14 protein-coding genes are annotated in these 15,584 nt (G+C 62.9%); 10 read left to right on the top strand and 4 right to left on the bottom strand.

Translation table 11 applies throughout. From position 1 onward, the window contains the following. Positions 1 to 209: 209 nt before the first annotated feature. The 5 genes from I6L46_RS02875 to I6L46_RS02895 all read left to right on the top strand — a co-directional run bounded on the left by I6L46_RS02875 (position 210) and on the right by I6L46_RS02895 (position 6,688). The gene (locus I6L46_RS02875) at positions 210 to 1,715 is read left to right on the top strand and encodes a carbohydrate porin (RefSeq protein WP_216977347.1); all 1,506 of its coding nucleotides are present in this window, start codon (positions 210 to 212) and stop codon (positions 1,713 to 1,715) included. A 115-nt stretch (positions 1,716 to 1,830) separates the two neighbouring features. After that, positions 1,831 to 2,787, top strand: coding sequence for an aminoimidazole riboside kinase (locus tag I6L46_RS02880; protein WP_216977999.1), 957 nt, complete (start codon positions 1,831 to 1,833; stop codon positions 2,785 to 2,787). An 83-nt stretch (positions 2,788 to 2,870) separates the two neighbouring features. Further along, on the top strand, positions 2,871 to 4,235 hold the full coding sequence (locus I6L46_RS02885; protein WP_216977348.1) for a sucrose-specific PTS transporter subunit IIBC: 1,365 nt from the start codon (positions 2,871 to 2,873) through the stop codon (positions 4,233 to 4,235). Then, positions 4,235 to 5,650 (top strand): sucrose-6-phosphate hydrolase, encoded by a 1,416-nt coding sequence (locus I6L46_RS02890; protein WP_216977349.1) that lies wholly within the window; start codon positions 4,235 to 4,237, stop codon positions 5,648 to 5,650. The genes I6L46_RS02885 and I6L46_RS02890 overlap by 1 nt, the downstream gene beginning before the upstream one ends. 27 nt (positions 5,651 to 5,677) lie before the next feature. Then, positions 5,678 to 6,688 carry a LacI family DNA-binding transcriptional regulator gene (locus tag I6L46_RS02895; protein ID WP_216977350.1) on the top strand — a complete coding sequence of 337 codons (1,011 nt, stop codon included), beginning with the start codon at positions 5,678 to 5,680 and terminating at the stop codon, positions 6,686 to 6,688. A 90-nt stretch (positions 6,689 to 6,778) separates the two neighbouring features. Here I6L46_RS02895 and I6L46_RS02900 read toward each other — a convergent pair whose 3' ends face one another. The 4 genes from I6L46_RS02900 to I6L46_RS02915 all read right to left on the bottom strand — a co-directional run bounded on the left by I6L46_RS02900 (position 6,779) and on the right by I6L46_RS02915 (position 10,020). Further along, positions 6,779 to 7,507, bottom strand: coding sequence for an MgtC/SapB family protein (locus I6L46_RS02900; protein WP_123173429.1), 729 nt, complete (start codon positions 7,505 to 7,507; stop codon positions 6,779 to 6,781). A 218-nt stretch (positions 7,508 to 7,725) separates the two neighbouring features. After that, positions 7,726 to 8,130, bottom strand: coding sequence for a hypothetical protein (locus tag I6L46_RS02905; RefSeq protein WP_216977351.1), 405 nt, complete (start codon positions 8,128 to 8,130; stop codon positions 7,726 to 7,728). 377 nt (positions 8,131 to 8,507) lie between these two features. Further along, on the bottom strand, positions 8,508 to 9,779 hold the full coding sequence (locus tag I6L46_RS02910; RefSeq protein ID WP_216977352.1) for an NAD(P)/FAD-dependent oxidoreductase: 1,272 nt from the start codon (positions 9,777 to 9,779) through the stop codon (positions 8,508 to 8,510). Between the two features lie 55 nt (positions 9,780 to 9,834). Beyond that, positions 9,835 to 10,020, bottom strand: coding sequence for a DUF2892 domain-containing protein (locus I6L46_RS02915; RefSeq protein WP_100654141.1), 186 nt, complete (start codon positions 10,018 to 10,020; stop codon positions 9,835 to 9,837). A gap of 88 nt (positions 10,021 to 10,108) precedes the next feature. Here I6L46_RS02915 and I6L46_RS02920 point away from each other — a divergent pair, with 88 nt between their 5' ends. Genes I6L46_RS02920 through I6L46_RS02940 form a run of 5 tightly spaced genes read left to right on the top strand, consistent with a single transcriptional unit; the run spans position 10,109 to position 15,571 of the window. Beyond that, positions 10,109 to 10,423, top strand: coding sequence for a helix-turn-helix transcriptional regulator (locus tag I6L46_RS02920; protein ID WP_005338008.1), 315 nt, complete (start codon positions 10,109 to 10,111; stop codon positions 10,421 to 10,423). After that, a complete protein-coding gene (locus I6L46_RS02925) occupies positions 10,423 to 10,836 on the top strand; it encodes a YeeE/YedE family protein (RefSeq protein WP_216977353.1) in 414 nt (137 codons plus the stop codon). Before I6L46_RS02920 ends, I6L46_RS02925 begins: the two co-directional genes overlap by 1 nt. Before the next feature lie 13 nt (positions 10,837 to 10,849). Next, positions 10,850 to 11,320, top strand: coding sequence for a YeeE/YedE family protein (locus I6L46_RS02930; protein WP_179214454.1), 471 nt, complete (start codon positions 10,850 to 10,852; stop codon positions 11,318 to 11,320). A 41-nt stretch (positions 11,321 to 11,361) separates the two neighbouring features. Next, positions 11,362 to 12,402, top strand: coding sequence for an efflux RND transporter periplasmic adaptor subunit (locus tag I6L46_RS02935; protein WP_216978000.1), 1,041 nt, complete (start codon positions 11,362 to 11,364; stop codon positions 12,400 to 12,402). After that, the gene (locus I6L46_RS02940) at positions 12,395 to 15,571 is read left to right on the top strand and encodes an efflux RND transporter permease subunit (RefSeq protein WP_216977354.1); all 3,177 of its coding nucleotides are present in this window, start codon (positions 12,395 to 12,397) and stop codon (positions 15,569 to 15,571) included. Before I6L46_RS02935 ends, I6L46_RS02940 begins: the two co-directional genes overlap by 8 nt. The last annotated feature ends 13 nt before the right edge of the window (positions 15,572 to 15,584 follow it).

Genomic DNA, 15,584 nt, shown 5'->3' on the forward strand with positions numbered 1-15,584 from the left:
TATTTCGCCAGGATCCGCCCTATTGAGTGGATCCTGATGAGGGATCCTCCTCACAACTCCCGCCAATTCCTGCTGTACAAATGTTATCCCGCTCACACTGTTGCTGAAACGGTTTAGTTGTCGTATTGAGTTAGCTAAACTGGTTTAGCTATGCTCTGGCTGTCGATAACAACAGCGCCCGTCCGGGCCACAGATGACAGGTGAGGAAGATGATGATGTTCAAGAGCAAGTTGGCGCTGGCGGTAGCGCTGGGACTGGGGATGAGCAGCCCGCTGTGGGCGGCGCAGGCGAGTGTCGCAGGTGAGAGTGTCGAAGCCAGACTGGCGGCGCTGGAGGCGCGGGTACAGGCGGCTGAAGCGAGAGCCGAGGCGGCAGAGAGCCGTGCCAGTCAGGCGGAAGTGAAGGCGAGCGCGGCGAGCGAACAGGCGCAGGTGGCCAACAACCGCAGCCAGAAGGTGGATGAGAAGACCGCTGGTGCCCAGGGCTTCGAGTTTCACGGTTACGCTCGCTCGGGCCTGTTGGTAAACAGCAATGGCAACGGTGGGCGCGGCGGCCCCTACATCACGCCAGCCGGTTCGGTGGGCGGGGCTGTCGGTCGCCTTGGCAACGAGGATGACACCTACATGGAGGCCAACCTGCTGAAAACCCAGACCTTCGAGGATGGCAGCTGGGCCCGCTACAAGCTGATGCTGGCTGACGGGGTGGAGACCAGCAACGACTGGACCGCCAGCGATTCGAGCCTCAATACCCGTCAGGTGTTTGCCGAGATCGGCAATCTGGCGAGCTTCGACGGCCCCTTCAAGAATGCGGTGCTGTGGGCGGGCAAGCGCTTTGACCGCGACAACTTCGACATCCACTGGCTCGATTCCGACGTGGTGTTCCTGGCCGGTACCGGCGGCGGCGTCTACGACGTGCAGCTGGCCGACAGCTGGAAGGCCAACTTCTCCCTCTATGGCCGCGATTACGGCGACATCAGCGCCAGCGGTCTCTCCGATATCGAGAGCTACATCCTCACTATGAACAACCGCGTCGGCAACTGGCAGTGGATGGTAAACGGCCTCTCGGCCAAGGACAATGACGCCCGCATCAATGACAAGGGGGCGGGCAGCGAGGCGGCGGACAAGGGGGCACACACCCTGCTGGCCTACCATGGCGAGAGCTTCTTCGGCATCAACCCCGGTTTTGCCAAGGCGGCGGTGTTGTATGGTCATGGGCTGGGGGCCGAGGTCAAGGGGCTGGGCTCTGACAGCGAGCTGTTGCCGGACGCCGATGCGGTGCGGGTCGCCGTGTTTGGCGCCACCGATCTCAACTCGCGCTGGCGTTTTGCCCCGGCCCTGCTGGCCGAGCAGAGTCAGGATCGCTACGTGAAAGGGGACGAGTACCGCTGGCTTACCTTCAATACCCGGGTGGCGCAGGTGCTGAGCCAGAACGTCGAGCTGGTCTACGAGGCGGCTTGGCAGTACATGGACCTTGATCCCAAGGGCTACAAGGGACGCCAGGCGGTGAACGGCAACTTCACCAAGCTCACTTTCGCCCCCACCTTCAAGGCGCAGACCGCCGGATTCTTCGAGCGGCCCGAACTGCGGGTGTTCGCCAGCTGGATGGACTGGTCCTCCGAGCTCGACAACTACGCCAGCGACGATGCCATGGGCCAGAGCAACTTCACCGCCGGTGGCGAGTGGAACTTTGGCGTCCAGATGGAAACCTGGTTCTAGTTCGTTATCCCGATCACAAAAATGGCAGCTGGTACCGAGATCTGTTGGTTTGCTAAAACGGTTTAGCTGATAATGCCGACCAACAGAACAGAGTTCGGGTTTGACAGTCGATCCGATGCAGCAGTGGAGTAGCAAGGTGACGAATCGTGTGTGGGTAATGGGGGATGCGGTGGTGGACTTGATCCCGGAAGGGGCGTTGCACTACCTCAAGTGTCCGGGTGGCGCACCCGCCAATGTGGCGGTTGGCGTGGCACGGCTGGGCGGCGATGCGGCCTTTATCGGCCGGGTCGGTGCCGATCCGTTCGGCCGCTTTATGGCCGAGACCCTGAGCGGGGAGGGGGTGGATATCGGTGCGCTGCGGCTCGATCCAGACCATCGCACCTCTACCGTGCTGGTGGCACTGGATGACGAGGGGGAGCGCAGCTTCACCTTTATGGTGCGCCCCAGTGCCGACCAGTTCCTCACCCCGGATGATTTGCCCCACTTCGATGCCGGTCAGTGGTTGCTCACCTGCTCCATCGCGCTCGCCAACGAGCCGGTGCGCACCAGCTGCCTGCAGGCCATGGCGGCCATCAAGACGGCAGGCGGGCGGGTTTGCTTCGACCCCAACCTGCGCCCCGAGGTGTGGGGCAACCCCGCCGAGATGCTGCCGTTGGTGCGTCATGCCATTGCGCAGGCGGATGTGGTCAAGCTCTCCATTGAGGAGCTGCAACTGCTGAGCGGTGAGGACGATCTGGTCGCCGGGCTTGCAACTCTCTCTGGCCCGGCGCTGGTGCTGGTGACCCGGGGGGCGGCCGGTGTGGTGGCCCGTTTGGGTGGCGAGCTGCTGGAGTGGGTGGGGCAGAAAGTGACGCCCATCGACACCACGGGGGCGGGGGATGCCTTCGTCGCCGGTCTGCTGGTGGCGCTGGCCGGGCGCTCGTTGCTGCCGACTCTGGCCGAGCTACCCGCCATCCTGGCTCAGGCCCACGGCTGCGGGGCGCTCGCCACCACCGCCAAGGGGGCGATGACGGCGCTGCCGACCCGCTCCGAACTGGATGCCTTTTTGCGATCAAGCGCAAGCGGCTGTTGATCTGCGGCTAGAAGCCCGGTTCGACAGCCCCTACTCTCATGTGACAAGGGCCCGCCAGCGTGGCGGGTCATAAGAGGAAGAATATGAATATCAGTGCGATAGCCAAGGATCTGGTGCCCCTGCTCGGGGGCAAGGAGAATATCGTCAGCGCTGCCCACTGCGCCACCCGGCTGCGGTTGGTGCTGGCCGATGACAGCAAGGTAAACAAGGCCGCCATCGACAAGCTGGAGGGGGTCAAGGGGTGCTTTAGCAACGCGGGCCAAATTCAGGTGATCTTCGGCACCGGTCTGGTCAACAAGGTCTATGCGGAGTTTGTGGCGCTGACCGGTACCGGCACCGCCAGCAAGGCGGAGCTGACCGACATGGCGGCGGCCAAGCTCAACGTGGCCCAACGGTTGGCGCGAACCCTCTCCAACATCTTCGTGCCGATCATTCCGGCCATCGTCGCCTCGGGCCTGCTGATGGGGCTGCTCGGCATGGTGCGCACCTACGGCTGGGCCAATGCCGACAGCGCTCTGTTTGTGATGCTCGACATGTTCAGCTCGGCGGCCTTTATCATATTGCCGATCCTCATCGGCTTTACGGCGGCGCGGGAGTTTGGCGGCAATCCGTACCTCGGGGCGACCCTTGGCGGCATTCTCACCCACCCGGCGCTAACCAACGCCTGGGGCGTGGCCGGTGGCTTCAAGACCATGGACTTTTTCGGGCTGGATGTAGCGATGATCGGCTATCAGGGCACCGTCTTCCCGGTGCTCTTGGCAGTCTGGTTTATGTCCCATCTGGAGAAACAGCTGCGCAAGCGCATTCCGGATGCGCTGGATCTGATCCTCACGCCGTTCCTCACCGTCATCATCACCGGTTTCGTGGCGCTGCTCTTTATCGGCCCGGCGGGTCGGGTGCTGGGGGATGGCATCTCGTTCGGTCTGAGTGCCCTCTATGAGCAGGCGGGCTGGTTGGCGGGGCTGGTGTTTGGCGGCACTTACTCGCTTATCGTCATCACCGGCATCCATCACAGCTTCCACGCCATCGAGGCGGGGCTGCTGGCCAATCCGCAAATTGGCGTCAACTTCCTGCTGCCCATCTGGGCCATGGCCAACGTGGCACAGGGTGGGGCTTGCCTCGCGGTCTACTTCAAGACTCGTGATGTGAAGATCAAGGCCATTACCGTGCCGGCTGCCATGTCCTGCCTGCTGGGTATCACGGAAGCGGCCATCTTTGGCGTCAACCTGCGCTACATCAAACCCTTCCTCGCCGGTCTGTTTGGCGGGGCCTGCGGCGGCGCCTACGTGGTGGCGGCCAAGGTGGGGATGACGGCGGTAGGGCTGACCGGTATTCCCGGCATGGCCATCGTCCAGCCCATGAGCCTTATTCACTACATCATCGGGCTGGTGATCGCCTTTGGTGCCGCCTTCGCCGTTTCCTACCTGCTCAAGTACAAGGTGGAGTGATGAAGGAAAGCGATCTTCTCAACCAGATTGTCCGGTCGTTGCTGGCCGGACAGCTCAAGGCGGCGGCCGATCCCCATCGGCCCCGCTGGCATCTGGCAGCCCCGGTGGGGCTGCTTAACGATCCCAACGGCTTTATCGAGCACGACGGGCGCTACCACCTTTTCTACCAGTGGAATCCGCTGGGCTGCGAGCACCGCAACAAGGGCTGGGGCCATGTCACCTCCACCGATCTGCTGCATTGGCAGCACGAGCCGGTGGCGCTGTTGCCCACCGAAGCCTATGAGAGCCACGGCTGCTATTCGGGCTCGGCGGTGAGCGACGAGCAGGGGCGCCTGACCCTTATCTACACCGGCAATGTCAAATACTCGGATGGCAGTCGCACCGCCTATCAGTGTCTGGCCCGCGCCGACGGTGAGGGTAGTTTTGCCAAGCTGGGGCCTGTGCTGGATCTGCCCGAAGGCTACAGCGGCCACGTGCGCGACCCCAAGGTGTGGCATGACGGCCAGCAGTGGCTGATGGTGCTGGGGGCCCGCACCCTGGATGACAAGGGCGAAGTGCTGCTCTATCGCGGCGACACCCTGCAAAGCTGGCAGCGGGTGGGCCCCATCGCCGGTAGCGGGCGAGGGGGGCTGGGTGAGTTTGGCTATATGTGGGAGTGCCCGGATCTCTTCCCGCTGGGGGAGCGCCATGTGTTGATCAGCTGCCCGCAGGGGATTGCCCCGGCAGGCGAGGATTATCGCAACCTCTACCAGTGCGGCTGGCTGGCGGGCAACTTCGACGGCGAGCGCTTCGAGCACGGAGCTTTTCACGAGCTGGATCGGGGCTTCGAGTTCTATGCGCCGCAAACCACCCGAGACAGTCAGGGGCGCCGCCTCTTGTTCGGTTGGCTGGGGCTGCCGGAGGAGAACGAGATGAGCCAGCCTACGATCGCTCACGGCTGGCTCCACCAGATGAGCTGCCCGCGGGAGCTGTTCTGGCAGGATGAGTGGCTCTGCCAGCGGCCGGTGGCCGAGCTCGCGGCATTGAAGGGAGAGTTGACCCGTTTCGAGGGGACGCTTGGCGAATTTCCGGGGCTGGCCATCGACTCGGCCTGGCTCGATCTGGATCTCTGCGGTGAGGGGAGCCTCTGGTTCGGTGCCGTGGCCGAGCTGGTGTGGCACCCGGGGCGCCTCACCTTGCGGCGCCAGAACTGGCAGAGCGGAGCGTGGGAGACCCGCAGCAGCCCATGGGCTGGCGGGCGGATCACCGTGCTGTGCGATCGCTCCAGTCTGGAGTGTTTCATCGATGAGGGGCGACACAGCCTGTCGGCGCGCTACTTCCCTGGGGACAAGCCGCAACTTTCATCAGGTAACGGCGATGATGGCTGCAAAATTTGCCTCAATCACTGGCCGCTGTCGGCGTGCCTAGTACAATAGCCCGGTTCTAGTCAGCCGGGAGGCCAGGTGGAGAAGAAGAAACGGATCACGATTGCCCAGATCGCCGAACTGGCGGGGGTGTCCAAGGCGACCGCCAGTCTGGTGCTCAACGGGAAGAGTGCGGAGTACCGGATTGCCGACGATACCTGCAAGCGCATTCAGGCGGTGGCGGAGGAGTGTCACTACCTGCCGAGCTTTCATGCCCGCTCCCTGCGCGAGACCCGCAGCTACACCTGGGGGTTGGTTATCCCCGATCTCACCAACTTCGGTTTTGCCCGCATCGCCCGCGCCCTCGAGGCGCACTGCCGGGAGGCGGGCATCCAGCTGCTGATCGCCTGCTCCGAGGATGATCCCGCCCTCGAGCAGCGGGTGGTGGACAACCTCATCAGCCGTCAGGTGGATGGGCTGATTGTCGCCTCCAGCGGCCACAGCGATGACATCTATGCCCGCATCCACGACCGCCTGCCGGTGGTGCAGCTCGACCGCCATATCGGCGAGTCGCGCCTGCCCATGGTGATCTCCGATGCCTGCAAGGCGACCGCCGAGTTGGTGCGGGACATGGCCAGCGAGTGCGGCGAGGAGATCTACTACTTCGGCGGTTTGCTGGATCTCTCCCCCAGCCGTCACCGGCTGGCGGGCTATGAGCTGGGGCTTCATCGCGCCGGTTTTGAAGCCGATGCCGCCCGGGTGCGCCATCGCGACTACCAGCCGAGCTCCGGTTATCAGCTGATGGCTGAGCTGGTGGCTGAGCTGGGAGCGCCTCCCAGGGGGCTCTTTACTGCCTCTTTTACCCTGCTGGAAGGGGTGCTGCGCTACCTCAACGAGGCGGGGTTGATGGAGACAGGGATGCGGCTGTGTACCTTCGATGATCACGACCTGCTCGACTGCATTCCCATGCGCATCGACTCGGTGGCGCAGGATTGTCCGGCGCTGGCCCTCGCCGCTTTCGAGCTGATGCAGCAACTGATTGCGGGCAATCCCCCGGCGCAGACTGCCCAGGTGATCACCCCCAGGGTGCGCTGGCGCAGTCGCCGCTAGCCACTCTTCCCCATCCCATATGAGAAAGCCCCGCCATTGCTGGCGGGGCTTTTTGCTGCGGGCGGATGGTTCGTTCCTCTGACCAACGGCTCAATCGGTGGTACTGGTGCGCCAGAACACCTGCTTGATATGGGGGTGGATGCCGAGTTTCACCATCAGGGCATCCAGCTCGTCGCCATCGATGGAGGTAGCCAGCAGCACAGCAGAGATCTCCAGATCCCCTGCGCCAAACGGCTCGATATCGAGCTCGCTCAGGGGGTAGTTGGCCTGCTCCAGCATCTCCTCGAGCCAGTGCAGCACCTCTTTTTGATGCTCGCGCTGGGTCAGGGCCGTCACCTTGTAGGTCACTTCGGTGTCGGTGTTGTCCACTGGGCGACGGTTGATCTGGTTGACCAGCGGTCGCAGTAGGGTGTTGGCGGCCAGCACGAACAGGGCGCCCAGAATTGCCTCCATGGCGAGCCCTGCGCCACAGGCGGCGCCGACCGCAGCTACGCCCCAGAGGGTGGCGGCGGTGTTGATGCCGCGGATATTGCCCGATTCACGCATGATGACGCCGGCGCCGAGAAAGCCGATGCCGGAGACGATATAGGCCACCACATGGACCACGTTGTAGTTGCCGCCGTGCAGGTCATAGATACGCTGGGCCAGACTGACGAACAGGGCGGCCCCTACGGCGACCAGCACGTTGGTGCGAAGACCCGCGGTACGCTGGCGGTACTGGCGCTCCAGCCCGACCAGACTGCCGAGCACAAAGGCGAGCAGCAGGCTGGCCAGGGTGTCGAGCAGGGAGATCATGTCAATTTGTTGCCACATCTTCATGGCGTACTCCTTCTGATAAGCGCTGGCTTGGTGCAATCCACGATGAAACGCCGGGAGGCGGATGGATCAGGGGATGATTGCGCGGATGGCCAGCAGACAAACAAAACGCGGCGTCCCGGGGCGCGAGCATCATCAGATGCCCTGACGCTCGGAGAGGACGCAACAAGGGGGGGCCAGCGTGGCTGGCCCCCTGCACAGTGGTTAACGCAGGTGTGCGGTCAGTTGAGCTTGGGATCGCAGTCGATGCGTGGGCGCAGTTGCCAGCGCACCGGATGTGCTACTCCGACCTGATGAACGAACTGCACCAGATAGCGTCGCTGGGGCGGGGTGCACTGCAGGTTGAGCACCAGCTCTCGCCCGCCGCCGCGACCCGGCTTCATCGATTGCATCGGTTGCAGCCCGGCCGGTTGCAGGGTGTGGTTCACCAGATCCAGCACCTGCTCCATATCGGCGCGATCCTCGCAGCGGATCTGCAGCCGGTAGTGGTGTTGACGCTGTTTGCCGACCAGCCAGCGTAGCAACATGCCACTGCCGAGCCGGCTCAACAGGGGGTGGGCCCGGGTAGCAACAGAACCTGTTGCGACCGCGCGATCCGCAGCCGGTTTGATTGAGATAAAACGCATAGCAGCCTCCTTGTGGGAAGCAGAAACTATGCAGGCAAGGTGCCATGGCAAAGCCAGATCACCTGACGTCAAGTGTGAAATAAAGAGAAGAGGGGAGTGGATTTCCGCTTCTCGCAGGGTTGCGAGTGGCGGCAGAGAAAGACCTGCGGCTAGCTCGCGACCTTGGTACCGACGATGAGGGTCGGTCTACAACTGTCACTTGATGAGTTGCCCACTGATGGTCTCCGCTATTGATAAGAGGCTCGAATGATAGCCGAGGCGGCAGGCAGGGTAAACCCCGCGCTGCCCGCAGCAACATCTTGAAACATAATCGAAAGCCCCGTTTTTGCCGCGCAGGGCCGCCAAAAGCAGACCCGGCGAGGGCCGAGTCTGCGGGGTCATTCGGTCTTGTCGATGCCAAGGTATTTGAGCATCAGTTTCTCGTAGATGGGCTCGGTATCGCCCACCTGCATCTTGTGCAGGAAGTATTTCTCGAAGGCGATCTTGGCCAGATGGACCCACTTTCCTTTCTTGAACCAGGCGACGTTGCGCGGCGGGATCTGCGGCATGGCGACGAAAGCGGCGCCGGTGTCCCCTATGTCTGCCAGACAGATGGCATTCCACACTGCCTTGGTCACCGGCGGCTGGCCGCTGAGCTCCGCCTTGATGTTGTGGCTCAGGGTGCGCACCATCGCCTCAATCATATAGCCGGTCTTGGGCACCCCGGTTGGTACCGGCGTCTTGTGTGGAGGTGCAATGGCGATGCAGACCCCGGCGGCGTAAATCTGCGGGAAGGCGGGGTTGCGCTGGTGTTCGTCGACGATGACAAAGCCGCGGGGATTGACCAGCCCCTCGATACCCCGCAGCGGCGCAATGCCGACAAAGGCGGGCAGCATCATGGCGTGTTTGTAGGGCAGAGTGTGGGTGCGCTTGATGTTGCCCTCATCGTCCAGCTCCTCCACCGTCATCTGGCCATCTTGCGCCGCCACGGTGCGGGCATTGCAGATCCACTGCACGTCGCGCATCCGCAGTTCGCTCTCCAGCATTCCCTTGGAGTCGCCCACGCCGTTGAGACCCAGATGGCCGATGTAGGGCTCGCTGGTGACAAAGGTCATGGGCACATTTTTCCTCACCTTCTTGTCGCGCAGGTGGCGATCGAGGATGAACGCATACTCGTAGGCGGGACCGAAGCAGGAGGCGCCCGGCATGGCGCCGACAATCACAGGGCCGGGCTCATCGACCAGGGCACTGACACTGTGGCGGCACTCTTCGGCGTGGGAGAGGGTACAGACGCTGGTGGTGCCACCGGATTCGGGGCCAGCCCCCGTCACCTCGTCAAAGGCGAGGGCCGGGCCGGTGCAGATCGCCAGAAAGTCGTAACGCAGGGTCTGGCCATCGGAGAGGGTGAGCTGCTGCGCCGCCGGTTGCAGCTCGGTCAGGGCGGCATGGATAAAGCGGATCCCCTTTTTCTTCACATGGGGTTCGATGGGGATCGAGGTCTCCTTGCGCTCCCGCCACTGGACGGCAATCCAGGGGTTGGAGGGGGTAAATTCAAAGTCCGGCTTGTCATTAATGAGGATCACCTCATGCTGCTTGCCCAGTTCAGCCTTGAGTTCGTAGGCGGCAGACATGCCCCCCAGACCCGCGCCGATGACGATTACCGTTGCCATGTTCAGCCTCCTGCGTTTATTACACGCTCATATGAGCCTAGGTCATCCGACCCTGTTATTTAAATCCTATCCGTTTGAGGATCATCGCTGCCGGGCAGAAACCGGTGAATGCGCTCTGGATCAGGTTGACCCCGACAAAGGCACTCAACCAGACAAAGCCCGGATGAACCCAGCTGGTAAGGATCAGCGAGAGCAGCAACATGCAACCCGCGACGATTCTGACTCCGTTATCTACTGTCATGGTCCTTCTCCTTATCTACTTTAGATATTGCTAATTTAGTGTTGTTTTATACAATAGAACAAATATCAGCAATTGCTAATTTACTCTTATGAGCCAATTCGACGAGATGAACAGACATGCGACAGCCGCCGCCTCCCTGCTCAAGGCGTTGGCTCATCCCGAACGCCTGATGGTGCTCTGCCAGCTGGTGGAGGGGGAGAAGGGGGTCGGGGAGCTGCTGGCCCATAGCCAACTCGGGCAGTCGGCCTTCTCCCAGCAACTTTCGGTATTGAAGCGCTACGGCCTGATCCGTTCGCGCAAGGTCTCCCAGCAGATCTACTACTCGCTGGTGAGCGAGGCGGCCGCCGATGTGTTGGGCGCGCTGCAAACCCATTTTTGTCACTCAGAAAATAAGGAATCTTGATGATGGAAAGCCAATGGCTGCTCTCTTTGGGCGGTGGCATGCTGGCGGGGCTGTCGGCCCTGCTCCTGATGTTGTTCAACGGCCGGGTGGCCGGGATCAGCGGTATTCTGGCCGGTGCGCTGCAACACCGTGCGCCGTGGCGGGTGCTGTTTCTGCTGGGGCTCGGGGCGGGTGCCTGGTTGGCGCTGACCCTGGGCTGGGCCACCATGCCTGCATTCACCACGCTGCCCGGCTGGCCCGTTGTGCTACTGGCCGGTCTGCTGGTCGGGGTCGGTACCCGTCTTGGCAATGGCTGCACCAGCGGCCACGGCATCTGTGGCATGGGGCGGCTCTCCCTGCGCTCCATCGTCGCCACCCTGACCTTTATGGCGGCAGGCTTTATCACCGTCTTCGTCACTCATCATCTGCTGTAAGGGGCTGATCGCCATGAAGTTGCTGACAAGTTTGTTTGCGGGTGTGTTGTTCGGACTGGGGATGGCCATCTCCGGCATGGTGGATCCCGCTCGGGTCACCGGTTTTCTCGATCTGGCTGGCGCCTGGGATCCCAGCCTCGCCTTCGTGATGGGAGGCGCCCTGCTGGTCTTTATGCCGGGTTACTTCTTGCTGGTGAAACCCCGTCGCCAGAGTGTGCTGGGGGAGCCCATCGCCGCCGTACCAGCCCCTCGGCTGGAGCGCAGGCTGATCGGCGGGGCGGCGCTGTTCGGTATCGGCTGGGGATTGGTGGGTATCTGCCCGGGGCCTGCTCTGAGTCTCATTTCCAGCGGGCAGCCCATGATAATGTTGTTTATAGCGGCCATGGTGGCCGGGATCTTGCTGTTTGACAGAGGGCTGGCCAGGGTGCTGACCAAGGCGCCAGCTCGGGGAGTGGATAAGGTGCGCCAGTCCCATACCGCCTGATCCCGTGAAGTGACAGATTACGCCAGGGAAGGAGTGTAATGATGGAAAAGATCCGGTTGCTGGGGATCACCATGTTGGTGATGACATCGCAGGCCATGACATCCCCCCGGGCCCTTGCCGCGGACGGGGAGCCAGAGCCCTTGTTGACAGTGGCGCCACAGCCGGTGACCGACTGGCTGACGCTGGATGGCACCGTCAGTGCCATCAATCAGGGGACGGTGGCGGCCCAGACCAGCGGCCGGGTCTCCCGCATGCTGGTGGATGTGAACGATCAGGTGCAGGCGGGGCAGCCGCTGCTGGAGATCAGCGGCAAAGAGCAGTTTGCCGCCGTCACGGGGGCGCAGGCGCGGCTGGCGCGGGCGCAGGCCCAGCAAGTGGAAGCCGAGCGCCAGCTCGCCCGCTTTCAGGCGCTGATTGCCAAGGGGGTGATCACCCGCGCCCAGCTCGATAATGCCCAGGCGACGGATCGCGCCGCCCGCGCCGAGGTGAATGCTGCCGATGCGGCTCTCACTCAGGCCCGCGAGGCCTACGGTTATACCCGCATTCTGGCTCCCTATGCCGGGGTAGTGACCAAGAGGCTGGTAGAGCTGGGGGAGACTGTCGCCCCCGGTACCCCACTGCTCTCCGGCTTCTCTCTCGACACCTTGCGGGTGGAGGTCGAGTTGCCCCAATCCGCCCTGACGCTGGCTTGTGAGCCTGCGGATGTGCAGGTGCTGCTGCCCGATGGCAAGTCTGTTACCCCGGTCAAATTGACCCGCTTCAACTATGCCGACAGCCAGAGCCACGCCTTCAAGTTGCGCCTCGACTTGCCGCCGCAAACCGCCGGGGTATTGCCCGGCATGTGGCTCAAGGTGCAGCTCAAGCAGGGTGAGCGTCAGGTGTTGCAGGTGCCGGTACGCGCCCTGCTGCGGCAAGGGGAGTTCAACGGCGTCTATCTGCAGCAGCCTGCTGGCTGGGCCCTGACGCCGGTGCGGGTCGGCCATTGCTTTGAAGGGCAGTGCGAGATCCTGGCCGGGCTGCAAGCCGGTGACAAGCTGGCTCCCGATGCCTGGGCGCAGCAGCAGGAGGTGGCCCATGAGTAGCGAGCTGAACGGCAACAAGGAGAGGCTGGGGCCTGCCGGTCGGCTGGCTGCGCTGTTTCAGGGCTCGGCCATCACGCCGCTGCTGGCGCTGGTGGGGCTGTTGCTCGGCCTGTTTGCGGTGCTGGTGACCCCCAAGGAGGAGGAGCCGCAGATCGATGTCACCTTCGCCGATGTCTACATTCCCTTCCCGGGAGCCAGCCCGGCTGAAGTGGCCTCTCTCGTCACCACCCCTGCCGAGCAGGTGGTCTCCCAGATAAAGGGGATTGATACTCTCTACTCCTTCTCACAACCCGATGGCGCCCTGCTGGTGGTGGTGTTCAAGGTAGGGGTGAGCCGTGAGCAGGCCATCGTCGATCTCAACAACCAGCTCGACTCCAACCGCGATTGGCTGCCACAGGGGATCGGAGTCGGTCAGCCACTGGTAAAACCCCGGGGGATCGATGATGTCCCCATCGTCAGTTTGACCTTATGGAGCAAAGAGTGGAGCAAAGAGGGGAGCAAGCAACTGGGGGCACCCGAGCTGACCCGGGTCGCCCATGAGTTGGAGACCGAGCTCAAGCGCATTCCCGGTACCCGCGATATTTACACGCTGGGCAGCCAGAGTGCCGTGTTGCGGGTGATGCCGGATCCGGCGGCCCTCAGCGCCCACGGCATCAGCTGGGGCGAGCTGAGTCAGCGCCTTGCGGCCGCCAATCAGGTGGGCACCACACAGGCCATCGAGCAAGACAACAGTGAGATTAAGGTGCAGGTGGGGCAGTTCCTGCAAAACGAGCAGGAGGCCCGCGAGCTGGTAGTGGGGCTGCACGACGGCAAGCCGGTCTATCTGGGGGAGGTGGCCAGGGTCTCTCTGGGTCAGGAGACCCCGACCAAGCGCAGCTGGATGGGGCTGGGACAGGCCAGTTATCCGGCGGTGACCCTGGCCATCGGCAAGCAGCCGGGCCAGAACGCGGTCGATGTGGCTAAGCGGGTGGAGGCGCGGGTCGAAAGTTTGCAGAACCGGCTTATCCCTGCCGGGGTCGAGGTGACGGTGACCCGGGACTACGGCGTCACCGCCGAGACCAAATCCAACACCTTGATCGGCAAGCTGATTTTTGCCACCACGGCGGTGGTGCTGCTGGTGCTGGTGAGCATGGGCTGGCGCGAGGCGCTGGTGGTGGGCGTTGCCATCGTCATCACCCTGGCACTGACCCTGTTTGCCAGCTGGGCCTGGGGCTTTACCCTCAACCGGGTGTCGCTGTTTGCGCTGATCTTCTCCATCGGCATTCTGGTGGATGACGCTATCGTGGTGGTGGAGAACATCCACCGCCATCGCGGTTTGGGCAAGGGGTCGCTCAAGGAGCTTATTCCGGGGGCGGTGGACGAGGTGGGGGGGCCGACCATACTGGCGACCCTGACCGTGATCGCGGCCCTGTTGCCGATGGCCTTTGTCAGCGGCCTGATGGGCCCCTACATGAGCCCCATCCCCATCAATGCCAGCATGGGGATGCTTATCTCCCTGCTGGTGGCCTTCATCTTCTCCCCCTGGCTGGCGAGCCATTTGCTCAAGGATTCGGTGCACGGTGCCCACGGCGAGGCCAAGGTGGGTCTTTTTCACCGGCTGATGACCCCTTTCCTGATCGGTGATGGCGCCAAGCGCGCCAGACGCAAGCTCTGGCTGGCGGTGTTGCTGCTGGTCGGGGCGGCTACCGCCATGCCGGTGGTGCAGTGGGTGGTGCTCAAGATGCTTCCCTTTGACAACAAATCTGAATTTCAGCTGGTGCTCGATATGCCGGAGGGGGCGACCCTGGAGCAGACCGAGCGCACCCTGCTGGCGGTTGGGCGGGAGCTTGCCAAGGTGGAGGAGGTGAAGGATTACCAGGTCTACGCCGGCACCGCCGCCCCCATCAATTTCAACGGGCTGGTGCGCCACTACTTTATCCGCAGCGGCGCCAACGTGGGGGATATTCAGGTCAATCTGGTGGACAAGCATGAGCGGGATCGCAGTAGCCACCAGATTGCCCAGTCGGTTCGGGAGCCGCTGCAGGCCATCGCCAGTGCGGCAGGGGGCAACCTGAAAGTCGTTGAGGTGCCGCCCGGCCCGCCGGTCTGGTCCCCCATCGTTGCCGAAATTTATGGCCCGACTCAGGCCGCCCGCGAAGCGGCCGCTCGCGCCGTACAGGCCCGTTTTGTGGCCACGGCGGATCTGGTGGATGTGGATATCTATCTGACCGACCCGCAGCCCAAGTGGCGGCTGGTGGTGGATCGCAGCAAGGCGGCCCTGCTCGGGGTCGATCTCGGGGATCTGGTGAACACCCTCAATGGCGGGGTGGGTTATCAGGATGCCAGCTGGCTGCAGGGTCACGGCGCCAAGTATCCGGTGCCGATCCGCATCGAACTGGCTCCCGGTGACAAACGGGATCTGGCGGGCGTACTGGCCCTCAAGGTGCGCAGCCAGAGCGGCCAGCTGGTGCGGGTCTCCGAGCTGGTGAGTCGCCGTGATGAGGTGGCCCCCAGCTATATCATGCACAAGAACATGCAGCCCATGGTGATGGTGGTGGCCGACATGGGTGGCCATACCGACAGCCCGCTCTACGGCATGTTTGCCGCCGGTGCCGACATCGATCTGCCCCAGTATTACGTGCAGCAGCCCGACAAGCTGGGGGAGGTGGCGCTGTTGTGGGACGGGGAGTGGAAGATCACCTACGAGACCTTCCGCGACATGGGGCTAGCCTACGGGGTGGGGATGATCCTCATCTATCTGCTGGTGGTGGCCCAGTTCCGCTCCTATCTGGTGCCACTCATCATCATGGCTCCCATTCCGCTCACCATCATAGGGGTGATGCCGGGCCACGCCCTGCTGGGGGCCCAGTTTACCGCTACCTCGATGATCGGGATGATCGCCCTGGCCGGGATCATCGTACGCAACAGCATCCTGCTGGTGGACTTTATCGAGCAGCAGCGCAGCGCCGGGGTGGCGTTCGAGCAGGCGGTGATCGAAGCGGCGCAGGTGCGGGCCAAACCCATCATGCTGACGGCGTTGGCGGCGATGATCGGAGCCCTGTTTATCCTTGATGATCCCATCTTCAACGGACTGGCTATAAGCCTGATTTTCGGGATCCTGGTCTCCACTTTGCTCACCCTGGTGGTGATACCCTTGCTCTATTATGCCCTGCTCTCCCGACGCACATGACGGGAGTCACTAG

The sequence above is a fragment of the Aeromonas sp. FDAARGOS 1416 genome, from assembly GCF_019048085.1.
Classification (GTDB): Bacteria; Pseudomonadota; Gammaproteobacteria; order Enterobacterales; family Aeromonadaceae; genus Aeromonas; species Aeromonas veronii.